We start from the raw sequence: 16,109 nt of genomic DNA, 5'->3' as shown, positions 1-16,109 counted from the left end.
ATTGGAGCAGTACAAGGAATAATTCCGATTAACACGGCCACAAGTAGACCAATGGGACAACTTTTTAAGGCACTAACCCACTAAAACTGTATATTTAAAGGCTACCTATGAAAACTTGACAGATACGATTTTTTTAATTAGTTGCTTTCCGAGTAAAGCACACGATATAATTAAATACTAGAACATTTAATCGGGTTAACCGATTGGAATATTAAATTTGATGAGGTGCGACTTTGTTAGAGATATTTAAACCAACATGGATGGTTAATACAATATATTCTGTTTCTCCTGCCCAATTAAAAGAGCAGGGAGTGCGAGCTGTTTTTAGTGACCTGGATAATACCTTGATTGCTTGGAACAATCCAGATGGAACTCCAGAATTAAAGGAATGGATGGATGCTTTACGGGAAGCCCATATTCCACTAATTGTTATTTCTAATAATAGTAAGGAACGAGTTGGAAAAGCTGTTAATAGCCTTGACCTTCCATTTGTTTCGCGATCATTAAAGCCCTTAAGTTTTGGGATTGATCGTGCACGAAAAAAACTTAATTTAGCAAAAGATGAAGTGGTTATGGTTGGTGACCAGTTATTGACTGATGTTGCTGCGGCTAACCAAGCGGGCATTCGCAGCATTTTGGTACGCCCACTATTAAATACAGATAAGTGGGATACCCGTATTAACCGCTTCTTTGAACGCCGTGTTTGGAAGAGCTTAAACAAAAAATATCCAGATTTAAAATGGCAGGAGGATTTGAATGACTGAACAAGAACAACAAACTGAAGAATTACGTTGTATAGGTTGTGGGAGCATTATCCAAACGGAAGATCCTAATGGCTTGGGTTACACGCCTAAGTCAGCCCTTGAGAAGGGTAAGGAGACAGGAGAATTATACTGTCAGCGTTGTTTCCGTTTGCGGCATTACAATGAAATTGCTCCAGTGTCATTAACGGATGATGATTTTCTGCGCCTATTAAATCAGATTCGGGATGCCAATGCTTTAATTGTGTATGTTGTTGATGTTTTTGACTTTAATGGAAGCCTAATTCCAGGCTTACACCGTTTTGTTGGCGATAATCCAGTATTATTAGTTGGAAATAAGGAAGACTTGTTGCCACGTTCTCTACGGCGGCCAAAGTTAACTGACTGGATTCGTCAACAGGCAAATATTGCCGGATTGCGTCCAATTGATACGGTTCTTGTTTCAGCTAAAAAGAACCATCAGATTGACCACTTGCTTGATGTGATTGAAAAATATCGACACAATCGAGACGTTTATGTTGTTGGTGTTACCAATGTTGGAAAATCAACGTTAATAAACCAAATTATCAAGCAACGAACGGGAGTAAAAGAATTGATCACTACTTCACGCTTCCCAGGAACTACTCTTGATAAGATTGAAATTCCGCTTGATGATGGGCATGTTTTAGTTGATACGCCTGGAATTATCCATCAAGAACAAATGGCCCATGTCTTATCGCCAAAAGACTTGAAGATTGTGGCACCCCAAAAAGAGATTAAACCAAAGACTTACCAATTAAATGATGGTCAAACATTATTCTTAGGTGGCGTTGCGCGATTTGATTATCTTCATGGTGAACGTGCGGGGATGGTTGCTTACTTTGATAATAATTTACCAATTCACCGTACAAAGCTAAGCAATGCTGATAATTTCTATGCTAAACACTTAGGAGATTTGCTTACCCCACCGACTAGCGATGAAAAGAATGAGTTCCCACCATTAGAACGTTATGAATTCCACATTACCGAAAAGAGCGATATTGTCTTTGAGGGTCTAGGATGGATTACTGTTCCTGCAAAAACGACTGTTGCTGCATGGGTTCCGAAAGGTGTCGGGGCTCTGGTACGGCGCGCAATGATTTAATTAATATTTGAAAGGAAAGACTTATGCAATTAAGAGGAAAACAAAAACGATTTTTACGAGCACAAGCAAACCACCTTCAACCACTATTTTCTGTAGGTAAAGATGGTCTGACTGACAATTGGCTTGCTCAACTAGATGGCGCACTCGACCGTCGAGAATTAATTAAGGTTAGCATTTTGCAAAACTCAGATGTTACAACTGATGAAGTGCGCGAATTAATTGAAGAAAAAACTTCTATTCAAGTAGTTCAAGTTATTGGTCGGGTATTAGTTTTATTTAAAGTTTCAGCAAATAAGGATGCCCGTGAATTGTCATCACGAGTAGCTGAAATCTAAGTAAAAGTAGGAGTGACGGTTTTGCAAAGCTGTAGTGTAGTAGATAAGGTGCAAACCCAGACGCAACTGGAGACTAAGGTTAGTGGACACCGTAAACGAATCGGCCTCTATGGGGGAACATTTAATCCTATTCACAATGCTCACCTATTTATGGCGGATCAGGTTGGTCATGCCCTCTGTCTTGATCGGGTTGATTTTTTACCAGATGCTAAACCTCCCCATATTGATCATAAAGATTCACTTGATCCTCAATTGCGGTTGCAGATGCTCGAATTGGCAGTTGCTGATAACCCCTTTTTAGGGATTGAGCATGCCGAATTAGAGCGAGGCGGAGTTAGCTATACTTACGATACTATTAAGTATTTGTTAGATAAGCACCCTGATGTCGATTATTACTTTATTATCGGCGGGGATATGGTCGATTATCTTGACAAGTGGTACCGGATCAATGATTTAATTCGCTTGCCCCATTTTCATTTTGTCGGCGTTCATCGTCAAAGAGCGAAGAATGAGACACGATATCCAGTAATTTGGGTAGATGTCCCAACGGTTGATTTTAGTTCAACCGATATTCGACAACGGGTGCAACATGGTCAATCAATCAAGTATATGGTCTCAGATGCCGTAAGCAAGTTTATTGAGGAGCATCAATTATATCGTGAATGAAGAATTAGTTTATAATAAAAATTATATCCCAATGACACGGTCTGAACTTATCGACCGTCTCAAAAAGGCGTTAAAGGACAAACGATTTCAGCATGTGTTACGTGTGGAAGAGACAGCGATTAAGTTAGCTGAGCAATACGGGGTTGATGTTGAAAAAGCTAGTATTGCAGGCCTGTGTCATGATTATGCCAAACAGCGTCCTGACGAAGATTTTATTGCTGAGATTAAGAAAAAAGGGCTTAATCCGCTGCTCTTAGATTATGGTAATGCAATTTGGCATGGAGTAGTTGGTGCAGAGCTAATTAAGGATGAATTAGGGATTTGGGATGAAGATATCCTAAATGCGGTTCGCCACCATACTACTGGGGCGCCAGTAATGACAAAGCTTGAGCAGGTTATTTACATGGCTGATTATATTGAGCCGGGTCGAGACTTTGCCGGCGTAAAAAAGGCACGAGTAATTACAGCCGCAAACCTTCAAGCAGGGGTTGCTTACCAAACAAAACATACGCTGGCTTATTTGATTGGAAATGGGAAGCCAGTATATCCAAAGACAATAGATACCTATAATGCATGGGTTCCACAATATGAAGGAGAGATAGATTAATGGATAGTAAACAATTATTAGAAATGGTTGTCAAAGCTGCCGATGGTCGGCGCGCAGAAGATATCGTCGCTCTTAAAGTTGATGAGATTAGTCCAATGGCTGATTATTTCGTTATTATGACTGGGGGTTCAGACCGGCAGGTACAAGCGATCACCAATGCCATTGTTGAAAAAGCGCATGAAGAAAATGTCAAGATTGGTAGCGTTGAAGGTAAAAATCATGCTCAATGGGTATTGGTTGACCTTGGTGACGTGGTTGTCCACATTTTCCGTGAAGAAACTCGTCAATTCTATAACCTTGAAAAATTATGGGCCGACGCACCCCTTGTCAATATTAACGACTGGATTAATGATTAATGATTTATCAAAGTTTTGCCCAGTTATATGATCAGCTTTTTGATCCTGAGATGTACCAGAAGTGGGAAAAATTCACAATTAAGAACCTTCCTGCTGATACTAAGAGCATTTTAGATTTAGCTGGGGGTAGTGGACGGTTGGGAGTAATGCTCGCTGCTCGTGGATTTGACGTAACGGTTGCTGACTTTTCTGCTGAGATGCTCAGTATTGCCGATCAACATGCCACGGAAGCTGGGGTTAATATGCATCTCTTACAAGCCGATATGCGGGACCTCAATGCTTTACCGCAGTATGATGCGATCACGTGTTATGCGGACTCTTTTTGTTATTTAGACGATGCAACGGCCGTGCAAAAGACCTTCAATGAGATTGCTGATCACTTGAAAGATAATGGGGTCTTTTTATTTGATGTCATTTCCCCTTATCAAACTGATGTCATTTATCCGGGATATATGTTCAACTATGAAGATGAAGATCATCAACGGGCATTCACCTGGCAGTCTTTTAAAGATGATGATGTTGATCATGGTGTGATTCATGAATTAGCTTTTTTCACTCGAGGTAATGATGGACGTTATGATCGTGTTGGAGAAACCCATTATGAACGTACTTATGAATTGCCCTTGTTAAAGCAGATGTTATCTCAAGCTGGCTTTAATTCTGTTGAAGTGGGATCAAATTTTTCGACCTCTATCAAAGAAGAAAAACCAACACGATGGTTCTTTAAGTGTCATAAATAAGGAGAGTTCACATGAAAGCAGTAGGGATGGTTGTTGAATATAATCCATTTCACAATGGGCATCGCTACCACCTTCAGCAGGCAAAAAAAATTTCCGGGGCAGATGTAACGGTAGCGGTAATGAGTGGTAATTTTACCCAGCGTGGCGAACCGACAATTGTTGATAAATGGTCACGGGCAAGGGCAGCAGTGATGAATGGAGTTGACCTGGTGATCGAATTACCGCTTTTTTACGCTGTCCAACCAGCACACCGGTTTGCAGGAGGTGCGCTGAGTCTCTTAAATGCTCTTGGCGTTGATTCAATTGTCTTTGGGAGCGAACATCCAGAATGGGATTTTGCACGCTTAGTAAAGGCTGAAGAAGCTTTTAACCAGGAAAGTTTTAATAAGTACAATGCAACTTATGCCACCCAATTTAACCAACAATTAAAAGAACAAACTGGGATCACACTTATTAATCCCAATGATATTTTAGCTTTTGCTTATACCAAAGCTAAAATTAACCAGGACTATCATTTTGAGTTGCTACCTATCAAGCGACAGGGGAGTAATTATCACGACCAGCAAATTAAAGGCAAAATTGCGAGTGCGAGTGCAATCCGTCAGGCAATCAGTGAAAAGGGCGATTACTGGCAAGTTGTTCCCCAGGTAATGGGTGATGCATTAGCAACAATAAAGAGTATTCCTTCATGGACAGACCTTTATCCCTTATTACGTAATCAACTTATCCAAGCGCCTATTTCGACCCTTCAGTCAACTTACTTAATGGCAGAAGGACTCGAATATCGGATGAAGGAGGCGGCCCAGCGAAGCCTTGATTTTAATTCATTTATGAAGTTCACCAAGACTAAGCGATATACTTATGCCCACTTATTGCGGGTTTATTTATACACAATCTTGCAGATTACCCAAGAAGAAGTAGCTGAACATAGTAAACATCCTTATCTCCATGTCTTGGCCTTTAATAAACAAGGACGTGAATACCTTCATGAGGTAAAAAAGCAGCTTGACCTTCCGTTGATTACAAAGGTAGATCAAGAAATGCGCGATCAATTGCTTAACCTTGATTACCGAGCAGGGAAACTGTATCAGTTATTTACACCAGTTGAACAAGATTTGAAGCACCCGCCGATAATTATTAATTAACGTCTTTGATAAAGTTTGGTAAAATATTCTAAGTAGATTTGGCTTCCTGAAAGGTTGTCAAGGAAAAAACATTGACAACGTATAAGGGGGCTAGTATAATTGCACATGTTGCATTAGGAGGTTAGTACGTTGAAATGGTCGTTAGCTGAATTACATCGTTACCAAGATGAACCACTTCATATTCAAAGTACTTTTGATCTGAACGCATCATTAACGAAGCTGTTTCCAGATATTATTTTAGCTGTTCAACCAGTTAAAGTTGATGGTTACGTTACTTATGACGATGGTGATGCAACGATTAGCGCTCATGTTACGACGACGTTAACCGTTCCATCTAGTCGCTCATTAACACCCGTTCAATTACCACTCGATTTTACGTTCTCAGAGACGTATATCGATGATCGTTCACACTTTGCCCGCTATGAGGATGAAGATGAGGTTGTTTTCCTGATTAAAAAGGGTGATTCAATTGATTTTGATACTGCATTAGCGGAAAATATCGTTGAACAGGTACCACTACGGGTCCTTTCTGCCGAAGAAAAATCTGGTAAACCAATGCCAAATGGAAAAGGTTGGAGTGTTATCTCTGAAGATGACTATAAGGCCCAGCAGCAGAAAGATGACAAAGTTGATCCACGTCTCGCTAAGTTGCAAAACCTTTTTCCTGATCAGGATAACAAAAAATAGCGGACGGTTAAAAACCATTTGTGGATAATTCTAATTTCTTAGGAGGTGTCAAACATGGCTGTTCCAGCACGGAAGACTTCAAAGACTAAGAAGCGTATGCGTCGGGGTCACATCAAGTTAAATGTACCTGGCCTTACTCCTTGCCCAAACTGTGGTGAACTTCGTAAGTCACACATGGTATGCCCAAGTTGTGGTTACTACGACGGCAAGCAAGTTGTTAACACTAACAACTAATTAATATAAAAGCTATCCTTTAGGCGCCGGACCTAGGATAGTTTTTTTATTTTAAAGTTTTCTAAGAATTTATAAGTAAAAAATGATATAATCTAATTCCTTGATAAATCGAGATTTTTAGTACAGAGAATACTGGGGTTTATTAAAAAATTGTGATAAAATTATTGTGTTTTATTAATCCGTATAACAAGTAAAAAAGATTATTATAGTAGGTGAGTTATTAATGAGTCGAATTTTAATTATTGAGGATGAGGAAAATTTAGCAAACTTTGTAGAACTTGAATTAAAGCATGAAGGCTACGATACAGATGTTGAACTTGATGGTCGTGCCGGATTAGAAGCAGCCTTAAATCAAGATTTTGATGTGATTTTGCTAGACTTGATGCTCCCAGAGTTAAATGGGATTGAAGTCGCACGGCGGGTTCGTGAATTAAAAGACACACCAATTATTATCATGACCGCTCGTGATTCTGTTATTGACCGTGTTTCTGGATTAGATCACGGGGCAGATGATTATATTGTTAAGCCGTTTGCTATTGAAGAACTTCTTGCGCGGGTGCGGGCATTATTACGACGAATCAGTATTGAAGATGGTAATAATAAGGAACACCAAACAACAGTCAACTACAAGGACCTTACCATTGAAAAAGAGAATCGGGTTGTTCGACGTGGTGATGAGGTAATTAACCTTACAAAGCGGGAATACGAATTACTTTTAATCTTGATGGAAAATATCAATGTGGTTATGTCACGAAAAGATCTTTTGAGTAAGGTATGGGGCTATGATTCCAAAGTTGAGACTAATGTTGTTGATGTTTATATTCGGTACTTACGGAATAAGATCGACCGGCCTGGTGAAAAGAGCTACATCCAAACGGTTCGTGGTACTGGATATGTGATTCGCTCCTAGGAATGATCAATTATGAAGCAAAAAGATGAAAGACGGTTTGTTTCGCTAAAAATTAAGTGGGCAGCTGGGACGGCATTAGGGTCATTAATCATCTTTTGTATCGTTGCCATGGCATTGTTTAGCGCATTTACGCAAAACTTATTTCATCAGGAAAGACAATTGTTGAATCAAGGGATGACCAATATTAGTACACAATTAAGTACTGTTGATACGCCCTTAACAAAAAAGAATGTTAGTCACCTTATTGATCCAGACAGAAACCAGTCAAACATTATTTCTGGAGAGGAATATAAGCGACCGGTAATTAAGGAATTAAGTGATGGTCACTTGGTTATTAACATTTATAATCCTGATGGGAAGAATATTTTGAGTACTGGTCGCTATATTAAAAAGCCGCAATTTACGACTAACCGTAATATCCATATTGCTGCTGGGCCCGATCATGATGTGCTGGTCGGTCAGATGCCAATCTATGGGCAGAATAATCGGCAGTTGATTGGGTACTTACAAGTTGAAAATAACCTCGATGCTTATATGCAAAGCTATCATCAGTTGGCATTAGTATGTGTATTAGCCCTTTGCTTGGTTGTGATTGCGAGCGGCCTCTTGGGATACTTTCTTTCACTTTTCCTCCTTCGACCATTGGATGGAATTCATGACACGGTTAAGGAGATTAGTGCAGATCCGACTAAAGATGTCCGGGTACCAACCACTAATCGTAATGATGAATTAGCAGAACTGATAACGATGTTTAATGAGATGCTTGATCGGATGCAGCGGTATATCGACCAGCAGTCACAATTTGTCAGTGATGTTAGCCATGAACTGCGGACACCCGTTGCGATTATTCAAGGACACTTAGAGATGCTGCAACGTTGGGGCAAGGATGATCCGAAAGTACTGGATAACTCAATTAAAGCAACATTAATTGAGACCCGCCGGATGAAAAACCTGGTTCAAGAAATGCTTGATTTGAGCCGGGCAGAACAAGTTGAGATCAATTTCCGCAACCAGCATACGGTTGTTAATGATGTGGTTCACCAGGTCTACAATAACTTTAAGATGTTGTATCCGGACTTTACTTTCCGTTTGGACGACGATCTGAAAGAGCCAATCATGGTTGATATCTATCGCGATCATCTTGAACAGGTACTTGTAATTTTATGTGATAATGCCGTCAAATATTCCACCGATGACCATAAAGAGATCCATATTATTCTTTCACGAGGGATGAATACTGTTGAAATTGGTATTCAGGACTTTGGTGAAGGGATCTCGCCAGAAAATGTAAAACGGGTATTTGATCGTTTCTATCGAGTAGATAAGGCGCGTAGTCGTAAGAAGGGTGGTAATGGACTAGGCCTTTCAATTGCCAAGCGACTAATTGAAGGTTATCATGGTTCGATTACCCTAGAAAGTTCAGTCGGTGCTGGATCATTGTTTAGAATCATTTTACCGATTATTGAAGATCCAGAGACAAAAAAGTAAATATTTAAGATGCGAGAATAGAAGCAAGATGAGAAACTTTTGCTCCTATCCTCGCTTTTTTATTACAAAACATTTCTATTCAATTGTTCTCCCAATGGCCGACAAAATAAGCGATGTTTTCAACCGAGGGCGGTATAATGAAAACGGATACTAAAATATGAGGATTTTATTGAGGAGTTGAATAGGAGTGGCTGCGAAAGAGCAGAAAAAATTAATCACAACGCCAACATTGGTGTTAATGATTATTTCGACAATATATGGGTTTGGTAATGTTTCAATAGCTTATGATCAAATGGCATATGCGGGGATGTTTTGGTATATCCTTGCTGGAGTTTGTTTCTTCTTCCCTTGTTGTTTGATGATGGCTGAATATGGCTCGGCGTTTAAGGATGCCCAAGGAGGAATTTATTCCTGGTTAGCTGGTTCGATCGGGGAACGGCTGGCCTTTATCGGAACCTTTATTTGGTTAGCGAGTTGGGTTCTATGGCTAGTATCAAGTGCTTCTCGACTTTGGATAACATTGTCGGCACTATTATTTGGCCATGATACTACCCAACAATGGCACTTTTGGATTTTTAATTCTAATCAGTTAATTGGTATCTTGGCAATTCTGTTCGTTTTACTGGTGACTTTGCTGAGTTCACAGGGAATTAATGGGATTACGAAAATCAGCTCGTTTGGTGGAGCGTTTATGATTGGAATGAATGCCATTTTTATTATTGCAAGTTTAGTGACGATTATTGCTAACAAGGGAGTTACCGCCCAGCCTATTCATGGTATTAGCAGCTTTATCGAATCGCCTAATCCTGCTTTTAAGACGCCAATTGCGATTATCTCATTCGTTGTTTACGCAATTTTTGCATATGGTGGAATGGAAAATCTTGGTGGGGTTACTGATAGCATGAAGAATCCAGCGAAGACATTTCCAAGAGGCTTAGTTATTGGTTCGCTCTTAACGATTGGCAGTTACGTATTAATGATTTTGATGACTGGCTTTAGCGTTAATTACAATCATGTTATTGCAAAATCAAGCGTTAACTTAGGTAATGTTACTTACGTTGTCTTTAACCAATTAGGATACCAACTAGGTGTTTCGCTAGGGTTAAGTCATGCTACTAATATTTTTCTTGGTGTTCTCTTTACGCGAATGATTGCGTTAGCTGGGCTGATGGGGATGTTAGGAGCAATGTTCCTGCTAGTTTATTCCCCAATTAAGTCCTTTATCATGGGAGCCAATCCTGAGTTATGGCCTAAAAAAATTGTGACCCTGAACAAACATGAGATGCCGGCATATGCAATGTGGATTCAAGCTATTTTTGTTTCGTGTATTATTTTCTTAGTTGCATTTGGGGGTTCAGCAGCTGCTAGTTTTTATCAAATCTTGACAGATATGGTTAATGTTTCAACCTGTGCCCCTTATATCTTCCTTGTTGGTGCATTTCCGTTCTTTCAAAAGAAGGATATCCCACATGATTTTGTGGTATTTAAGAATCATTTTTGGACAAATGTATTAGTTATCTTTGTTGAAATAATTGTTTGCCTAGGAATCATCTTTACGTGTATCCAACCGATTATTGAGCACGATTTTCAAACTGCATTCTGGACGGCATTTGGCCCGGTTTTCTTTGGAATTGTTGCTTGGATTTTCTACAATCACGCATCAAAGAAGATTAAAAAGTAAATTAAAAGCTGGGAGAAGCAAATTTTTCTCTCAGCTTTTTTATCAATTATTCAATTTTTTAAGTCGCTGGTAAATGATAATTCCACCGATGCAAGTAATAACAAATTCAGTAAAAGGAACTGCTGCCCAGACCCCGTTAATTCCGGCAACTTTTGCCAGAATAAAGATCGCGGGGAGAAGGATAATATAACCACGAAGAATCGATAAAGAAAATGATGCCCGCGCTGATCCAATTGCTGTTAAGAAAAGGATGAACAATAGATTTAACGCACTGAAGAATACACTTGTAAAGTAAATCGGAAGACCAACACTAGCATAGGCGAAGAGTTGGCCAGAATGAGAAGTATTAAAAACTTCAATAATTGGATGCTTAAAGGTGATTAGGATAATAAAGCTGATTGTTGCTAGAAAGAGGGTAATGATCATCCCATTTTTTAATGTCGTCGAAACATTCTTGTATTCGTGTTTACCAAATTCCCGACTAGCAAGCGGTTGAACACCGAGCGCTACCCCATTAGCAATTGCTAGCACAACGATGGCAATGTTGGAAATAACGCCATATGCGGCAACGGCATAGTTATTAGCTAGCTGCAATAAAACATGGTTAAAGAAATAAATACTAACACCAGTACTTAATTCGTTTAATGCTGAGGCAACCCCTAAGCGTGCTGAACGCCAAATGTTTCTTAGGTGAGGGACAACCCAGTGCCATTCTAATTGTCGTCCGGCAAACTTCCGATGAAAACTTAAAACCACTAAGCTAATTGCTGGCGAAAATAATACTGCCAATGCTGCTCCTTCTAATTTAAGACCCATTCCGAAAATAAAGAACCAGTCGATGAGGATAACAGATAATGTTTCAGTTAAGGTGGCCTTCATGGTTAACGTGGGATTGCCATCGTTACGAATGAAATTAATGGCAATGTAATTAACCATATAGAGAGGTCCGCTCCATGAAATTATTCGTAAATAAACGATTGCCATCTGACAAGTTGCATCATCTGCCCCAAGAAAATCAACTACTGGAGTCGCAAAAATGTTTAACAGGATTGCTAGAATAAGCCCAAAAGTAAAAGCAAAAATCATCAGTTGACTAAATAATGATTTTATTCTCTCAGGGTGCATAACCTTATTTAACGAAAAGATTGTAGCACCACCGACTCCCAGCAATAGCCCCGTTCCATTAAAAACGTTGAATAGGGGGAGCACCAGGTTAAGGGTAGTTAAGCCTAAAGCCCCCGCCGCGATTGAAATAAAAAGGGTGTCAATAATAACATACATTGACATCCCGAGAGTGGCGACAACATTACGAACAACATAATGCCGTACTTCTTTGGTAATTGACATTAGTGAATCCATATTAAAACCTCCACAAAACTTGCTCCCATCCTCCCAGTTGGACGCCTGTTTGAGAAGCATAAATTAATTTGTTGTAGAACCCGGCGATTCTACTTTCCTTATTTCATTTATTGGTATTTTAGCAAACATTCTCATTGCTTATATTATAATTCCATTACAATGGTCGATTTCGTGTTGCACAATCTCAGCAGCAAAATCCGTGAGTTCTAATGTTTGCATTTGCCAACTCTGATTATGAAATTTAACGGTAATTTGCTTATAACGCTTAGTAGGACGCGTTCCGCTTAATGAAAGACATCCTTCTGCAGTTTGGTAAGGGTGACTTTTAGCGATGATTTGTGGATTGAACATTACGACATTAAAGGGACCAATCCGCGCGATAATTGCATTTTTATTTACGCCAATCATATTGGCAGCCATTCCAACACATTCAGCTTGGTGAGCATTAAGCGTATCGATAAGATCGTTTGCAAGAGGCAAATCGGCTTTAGTTGTAGGAATTGCTTTTTTTCCAAGTAACTGATGGTCTTTAATAATCGGTTTAATCATGTTAGTTCCTCCTAAAAAACAAAGCCGAGAAAAAACCTTTGCTTTCTCCCAGCTTTTTGATAATTATTTTTTATGATGTTGCTGTTTACCAGCATTGCGTTGACGATTACGGTCTGCTTGATCGCTTGGCTTGGTATCGCCTTTACGTAATTGGTCAATTGCATCAGTCGGTCTAGTTGAAGAACTAGGGGTGTTAATTACTGGTGCTTCGGGCATTTTAATTGGATTCTTCTTGCTTTCTTCTTCAATTTGGCAACGAATCCGCGGGCGGTAAGCATTGACCATCAAGGTTTGTAAGATGGCAAATAGTCCACCGATGAAGAAGTAAAGACCTAATCCAGCAGAAGAAGTGATAGAAATGAAGAAGGTCATGAAAGGACTCATCCAAATAGCAGCCTTCATTTGCTTCTTCTGGGCTTCAGGAACATCGACAAGACCAAGATAACTCTGGGCAGCATAGGCAATAAAAGATAAGACCGCTAAGATAATACTTGGCTTACCAAGTGGAATCCCAAAGAAAGTTGCGTGGTAAAGGTCTGGAGAATAACGGATAGCAGCATATAAGGCGGCAAAAATTGGCAGCTGAATTAACAATGGGAGACAGCCAATACCGCCAGTTAAGCTAATGTTGTTATCCCGGTAAAGAGCCATCATTTGTTGACTAACGGCAGCCTGTTCTTCAGGTGTCTTAGCCGCTTTTTGTTTTTCTGTTAGCTCTTTAATCAATGGTTGAACCTTGGACATCTTTTCTTGCATAATGGTTGATTTTTTCATTTGTGAGAACATCACCGGTAAAAGGATTGTTCGCACAACTACCACAATGACAATAATTGCCCAACCGTAGTTATTACCCATGTGACTGGCTAACCATTCCATCAAGTGTTGCATTGGTTTAGCCATATAATCATAAACAAACCCGTATGGCCGACCGCTCTTGGTAGTCCGTACACATCCGCTAAGAAGAAGCAGGAGGGTAAAGAGGCCACCAGCGATCGTTATTCGTTTTCGTTTCATATTAATGAATCAAACTCCCTTATTTCTTTGTATATTAATTACGTTAATAGTACGTATTTTACTCTATTCAGGAATTGAATTCTACCGCTAATCGCGAACTAATGCGTGATTTGAAATGAATGATGGTAGTTTTGCAGACTTCCCTTAGTGATTTTGACCTTATTAATTCGAGCGTAGGGGGTCGGCCCAGCTTTAATTTTAGAGATTAATTGTTTAACAATCTCAATGGGACCCTGTAATTCGCAATAAACGCTCCCATCATTCTTATTCATAACAATCCCCTCTATTCCTGCTTGTTGTGCCAACTGATAGACGTTCCAGCGGAAGCCAACTCCTTGGACGCGGCCAGTAATGGTAAGATGATAATTAACCATAATTGAAACTCCTTAATGAAAACTTATTATTAGTTAATAACAATTGTACAACAGGAACATGGTATAATTTAATTAACAAGAAGGAGCATGTAAATTATATGGAACAATTAACATCAATTCACAATCAGCACGTTAAAGATTGGAAAAAGCTACAAACCAAAAAAGCACGACGCCAGACTGGTACTTACCTGTTAGATGGCTGGCACTTAGTTCAAGAAGCGTCTAAAGCTGGAATCGAGCTTTTAGAAGTAGTGGGGACAACTGAACAATTAGCTGCTCATCCAGAACTGGAAGGCATGGCTAATGCAACCTATGAAGTTACTGAAGAGATCATGAAGCATATTACTGATACGGTAACGCCCCAGGGAATTGCCGCGGTTGTTGCTTTACCAGATTCTCATCGTTTACCAGCAGGGCCATTGCATGGGGCATGGCTTTTCCTCGACCGGGTTCAAGATCCAGGAAACGTGGGGACAATGGTGCGGACAGCAGATGCCGCAGGATTTACTGGAGTAGTAGTTGGACAACGCTCAGCAGACTTATTTGGTCCTAAAGTTGTTCGTTCAATGCAAGGAAGCCAATTCCACCTTCAAATGTTTGAGGGTGACTTAAGAAAGTGGATTGATGATTTTAAATCAATCAATGCTCCGGTGTATGGAACACAACTGAATCCCCAAGCCAAAAACTTCCGGACTGTTGATCCCGGTGATACTTTTGCCTTAATCATGGGCAATGAAGGACAGGGGATGAGCGATGATCTTCTTTCACAGACAACTGATAACCTCTATATCCCAATGCGTGGTGAAGCCGAATCGCTTAACGTCGCTATCTCTGCAGGAATCTTAATGTTTCAGCTTAATCAAAATCTAGATTAAATTAATTTATTTTCTCGTTAAAATCGTGTATGATAATTGCAATAATATAGAAAAGGGGTATTACATGAAATCAAAAAATGAATGGCGCACCGATAAAGAGTATGTTTCAATTGTTGCCGATCTTTTAGCCCAGCCAGCTGTCCAAAAGCTAGCGAACTATACTCAGCATCATCACTCTACCCGCCTGCAACATTCTATTGCGGTTTCGTATGATAGCTACAAAATTGCTAAAAAAATGCATCTTGATTATCGCAGTACTGCGCGGGCAGGTCTCTTGCATGATCTCTTTTATTATGATTGGCGGACGACTAAGTTTAATCTAGGGACTCATGCTTTTATTCATCCCCGAGTTGCATTACGCAATGCGGAAAAGCTAACCCCATTAAATAAAAAAGAAAAGGATATTATCCTTAAACATATGTTTGGCGCAACGTTGGCAGTACCACGCTATCCAGAGAGCTTAATTGTATCGCTAGTTGACGATTTCGAAGCAGAGCATGAGTTCTTTGGACCGCTACGTGCAAAAATGCGTCGGAAGATTAAGAAACGTCGGATGCGAACAACTTGGTAGAGGAGAAGGAGAGTTAAATTATGGAACAATTAGTAGCAGAAAAGGCACTTGATGAAGACTGTAAACTTTGTCCAAAATTTACACGTACATTTATGATCTTGGGAAAGAAATGGAACGGGTTAATCATTGAGGTGCTGCTTAAAAATGGCAACATGCGGTTTAAAGATATTGCCAGTAGCATTGCAAAGTGCAGTGATCGGGTCTTATGCGAACGATTAAAAGAACTTGAAGACGAACAAATTGTTATTCGCAACACTTACGAAGGTTCTAGTCGGGTAGACTATTCGCTAACTGAACGTGGTCAAGAATTGCGTCCAGTCATGGAAGCTGTTCACGCATGGAGTGACAAGTGGATTTAAAAATAACGCTTGACGCCTTACAGATGATTGTCTAGAATATGTAATTGAATTAAATGCGATGATGAGAGCTAGTAGCTAGACGATCCTGTTAGAGAGTTGCAACCATGAGCTGAGAATTGCAATCAGTGATCTAAGGCGAATTTCACTTTCGGAGCTGATACGTAATGGTATTCCGGCCAATCACCGTTATTGATTACTAGAGTGTGTAGGATTTTCCCCTACAAACTAGGGTGGTACCGCGAAGCCTCGTCCCTATATTGGGATGAGGCTTTTTT

20 protein-coding genes and 1 other annotated feature are annotated in these 16,109 nt (G+C 39.9%); of the genes, 16 read left to right on the top strand and 4 right to left on the bottom strand.

Annotation, left to right across the window (positions count from 1 at the left end; translation table 11 throughout):
• Window positions 1-233: 233 nt before the first annotated feature.
• From CBG10_RS02060 to yjeM, 13 genes are all read left to right on the top strand, one after another.
• A complete protein-coding gene (locus CBG10_RS02060) occupies window positions 234-764 on the top strand; it encodes a YqeG family HAD IIIA-type phosphatase (RefSeq protein WP_035156947.1) in 531 nt (176 codons plus the stop codon).
• Complete coding sequence (gene yqeH / locus CBG10_RS02055) at window positions 757-1,884, top strand: ribosome biogenesis GTPase YqeH (protein ID WP_003675744.1); 1,128 nt, start codon at window positions 757-759, stop codon at window positions 1,882-1,884. Before CBG10_RS02060 ends, yqeH begins: the two co-directional genes overlap by 8 nt.
• Window positions 1,885-1,907: 23 nt before the next feature.
• Window positions 1,908-2,219, top strand: a complete 312-nt coding sequence (yhbY, locus tag CBG10_RS02050) for a ribosome assembly RNA-binding protein YhbY (protein ID WP_003664099.1) — start codon at window positions 1,908-1,910, stop codon at window positions 2,217-2,219.
• Between the two features lie 21 nt (window positions 2,220-2,240).
• The gene (locus tag CBG10_RS02045) at window positions 2,241-2,885 is read left to right on the top strand and encodes a nicotinate-nucleotide adenylyltransferase (protein WP_094511484.1); all 645 of its coding nucleotides are present in this window, start codon (window positions 2,241-2,243) and stop codon (window positions 2,883-2,885) included.
• Window positions 2,878-3,492, top strand: a complete 615-nt coding sequence (gene yqeK / locus CBG10_RS02040) for a bis(5'-nucleosyl)-tetraphosphatase (symmetrical) YqeK (protein WP_020843157.1) — start codon at window positions 2,878-2,880, stop codon at window positions 3,490-3,492. Before CBG10_RS02045 ends, yqeK begins: the two co-directional genes overlap by 8 nt.
• Window positions 3,492-3,848, top strand: a complete 357-nt coding sequence (gene rsfS, locus CBG10_RS02035) for a ribosome silencing factor (RefSeq protein ID WP_019251367.1) — start codon at window positions 3,492-3,494, stop codon at window positions 3,846-3,848. The genes yqeK and rsfS overlap by 1 nt, the downstream gene beginning before the upstream one ends.
• The gene (locus CBG10_RS02030) at window positions 3,848-4,588 is read left to right on the top strand and encodes a class I SAM-dependent DNA methyltransferase (protein ID WP_094511482.1); all 741 of its coding nucleotides are present in this window, start codon (window positions 3,848-3,850) and stop codon (window positions 4,586-4,588) included. Before rsfS ends, CBG10_RS02030 begins: the two co-directional genes overlap by 1 nt.
• A gap of 11 nt (window positions 4,589-4,599) precedes the next feature.
• The gene (locus CBG10_RS02025; protein WP_094509341.1) at window positions 4,600-5,733 is read left to right on the top strand and encodes a nucleotidyltransferase; all 1,134 of its coding nucleotides are present in this window, start codon (window positions 4,600-4,602) and stop codon (window positions 5,731-5,733) included.
• Between the two features lie 129 nt (window positions 5,734-5,862).
• Window positions 5,863-6,420, top strand: coding sequence for a DUF177 domain-containing protein (locus CBG10_RS02020; RefSeq protein WP_003664093.1), 558 nt, complete (start codon window positions 5,863-5,865; stop codon window positions 6,418-6,420).
• A gap of 54 nt (window positions 6,421-6,474) precedes the next feature.
• Complete coding sequence (gene rpmF, locus CBG10_RS02015; protein WP_003664092.1) at window positions 6,475-6,654, top strand: 50S ribosomal protein L32; 180 nt, start codon at window positions 6,475-6,477, stop codon at window positions 6,652-6,654.
• Window positions 6,655-6,877: 223 nt separating this feature from the next.
• On the top strand, window positions 6,878-7,564 hold the full coding sequence (locus CBG10_RS02010) for a response regulator transcription factor (RefSeq protein WP_003664091.1): 687 nt from the start codon (window positions 6,878-6,880) through the stop codon (window positions 7,562-7,564).
• Between the two features lie 12 nt (window positions 7,565-7,576).
• Window positions 7,577-9,052: a HAMP domain-containing sensor histidine kinase gene (locus CBG10_RS02005; protein ID WP_094502404.1), complete on the top strand. Its 1,476-nt coding sequence runs from the start codon at window positions 7,577-7,579 to the stop codon at window positions 9,050-9,052.
• 187 nt (window positions 9,053-9,239) lie between these two features.
• Window positions 9,240-10,733, top strand: a complete 1,494-nt coding sequence (yjeM, locus tag CBG10_RS02000; RefSeq protein ID WP_094511481.1) for a glutamate/gamma-aminobutyrate family transporter YjeM — start codon at window positions 9,240-9,242, stop codon at window positions 10,731-10,733.
• 42 nt (window positions 10,734-10,775) lie between these two features.
• Here yjeM and CBG10_RS01995 read toward each other — a convergent pair whose 3' ends face one another.
• The 4 genes from CBG10_RS01995 to CBG10_RS01980 all read right to left on the bottom strand — a co-directional run bounded on the left by CBG10_RS01995 (window position 10,776) and on the right by CBG10_RS01980 (window position 14,029).
• Window positions 10,776-12,152, bottom strand: coding sequence for an MATE family efflux transporter (locus CBG10_RS01995; protein ID WP_094502406.1), 1,377 nt, complete (start codon window positions 12,150-12,152; stop codon window positions 10,776-10,778).
• Between the two features lie 78 nt (window positions 12,153-12,230).
• Window positions 12,231-12,641: a peptide deformylase gene (locus tag CBG10_RS01990; RefSeq protein WP_094502407.1), complete on the bottom strand. Its 411-nt coding sequence runs from the start codon at window positions 12,639-12,641 to the stop codon at window positions 12,231-12,233.
• A 63-nt stretch (window positions 12,642-12,704) separates the two neighbouring features.
• Entirely contained in the window at window positions 12,705-13,655 is a 951-nt protein-coding gene (gene yidC / locus CBG10_RS01985; RefSeq protein ID WP_094511479.1) for a membrane protein insertase YidC, read from the bottom strand.
• 98 nt (window positions 13,656-13,753) lie between these two features.
• Complete coding sequence (locus CBG10_RS01980) at window positions 13,754-14,029, bottom strand: acylphosphatase (RefSeq protein WP_094502409.1); 276 nt, start codon at window positions 14,027-14,029, stop codon at window positions 13,754-13,756.
• Window positions 14,030-14,127: 98 nt separating this feature from the next.
• Between CBG10_RS01980 and CBG10_RS01975 the strand changes: the two genes are divergently transcribed.
• The 3 genes from CBG10_RS01975 to CBG10_RS01965 all read left to right on the top strand — a co-directional run bounded on the left by CBG10_RS01975 (window position 14,128) and on the right by CBG10_RS01965 (window position 15,834).
• Window positions 14,128-14,904 carry a TrmH family RNA methyltransferase gene (locus tag CBG10_RS01975; protein WP_094502410.1) on the top strand — a complete coding sequence of 259 codons (777 nt, stop codon included), beginning with the start codon at window positions 14,128-14,130 and terminating at the stop codon, window positions 14,902-14,904.
• Between the two features lie 64 nt (window positions 14,905-14,968).
• Window positions 14,969-15,475 (top strand): HD domain-containing protein, encoded by a 507-nt coding sequence (locus CBG10_RS01970; RefSeq protein ID WP_003668459.1) that lies wholly within the window; start codon window positions 14,969-14,971, stop codon window positions 15,473-15,475.
• Window positions 15,476-15,495: 20 nt separating this feature from the next.
• Window positions 15,496-15,834 carry a winged helix-turn-helix transcriptional regulator gene (locus CBG10_RS01965; protein WP_003664081.1) on the top strand — a complete coding sequence of 113 codons (339 nt, stop codon included), beginning with the start codon at window positions 15,496-15,498 and terminating at the stop codon, window positions 15,832-15,834.
• A gap of 49 nt (window positions 15,835-15,883) precedes the next feature.
• Window positions 15,884-16,091 (top strand) — a binding site (T-box leader).
• Window positions 16,092-16,109: the final 18 nt, after the last annotated feature.

Source organism: Limosilactobacillus reuteri (assembly GCF_002254085.1).
In the GTDB taxonomy this organism is placed as follows: domain Bacteria; phylum Bacillota; class Bacilli; order Lactobacillales; family Lactobacillaceae; genus Limosilactobacillus; species Limosilactobacillus reuteri_K.
The sequence above is the reverse complement of the archived record's forward strand: the minus strand, read 5'-3'. Positions and strand labels throughout refer to the sequence as shown.

Bases quoted from the DNA above. Each gene is read 5' to 3' on its own strand.
- yqeH (WP_003675744.1), top strand. From the start codon at position 757: ATGACTGAACAAGAACAACAAACTGAAGAATTACGTTGTATAGGTTGT.
- yhbY (WP_003664099.1), top strand. From the start codon at position 1,908: ATGCAATTAAGAGGAAAACAAAAACGATTTTTACGAGCACAAGCAAAC.
- rsfS (WP_019251367.1), top strand. From the start codon at position 3,492: ATGGATAGTAAACAATTATTAGAAATGGTTGTCAAAGCTGCCGATGGT.
- CBG10_RS02030 (WP_094511482.1), top strand. From the start codon at position 3,848: ATGATTTATCAAAGTTTTGCCCAGTTATATGATCAGCTTTTTGATCCT.
- CBG10_RS02025 (WP_094509341.1), top strand. From the start codon at position 4,600: ATGAAAGCAGTAGGGATGGTTGTTGAATATAATCCATTTCACAATGGG.
- rpmF (WP_003664092.1), top strand. From the start codon at position 6,475: ATGGCTGTTCCAGCACGGAAGACTTCAAAGACTAAGAAGCGTATGCGT.
- CBG10_RS02010 (WP_003664091.1), top strand. From the start codon at position 6,878: ATGAGTCGAATTTTAATTATTGAGGATGAGGAAAATTTAGCAAACTTT.
- CBG10_RS02005 (WP_094502404.1), top strand. From the start codon at position 7,577: ATGAAGCAAAAAGATGAAAGACGGTTTGTTTCGCTAAAAATTAAGTGG.
- CBG10_RS01995 (WP_094502406.1), bottom strand. From the start codon at position 12,152: ATGCTTCTCAAACAGGCGTCCAACTGGGAGGATGGGAGCAAGTTTTGT.
- CBG10_RS01990 (WP_094502407.1), bottom strand. From the start codon at position 12,641: ATGATTAAACCGATTATTAAAGACCATCAGTTACTTGGAAAAAAAGCA.
- yidC (WP_094511479.1), bottom strand. From the start codon at position 13,655: ATGAAACGAAAACGAATAACGATCGCTGGTGGCCTCTTTACCCTCCTG.
- CBG10_RS01980 (WP_094502409.1), bottom strand. From the start codon at position 14,029: ATGGTTAATTATCATCTTACCATTACTGGCCGCGTCCAAGGAGTTGGC.
- CBG10_RS01975 (WP_094502410.1), top strand. From the start codon at position 14,128: ATGGAACAATTAACATCAATTCACAATCAGCACGTTAAAGATTGGAAA.
- CBG10_RS01970 (WP_003668459.1), top strand. From the start codon at position 14,969: ATGAAATCAAAAAATGAATGGCGCACCGATAAAGAGTATGTTTCAATT.
- CBG10_RS01965 (WP_003664081.1), top strand. From the start codon at position 15,496: ATGGAACAATTAGTAGCAGAAAAGGCACTTGATGAAGACTGTAAACTT.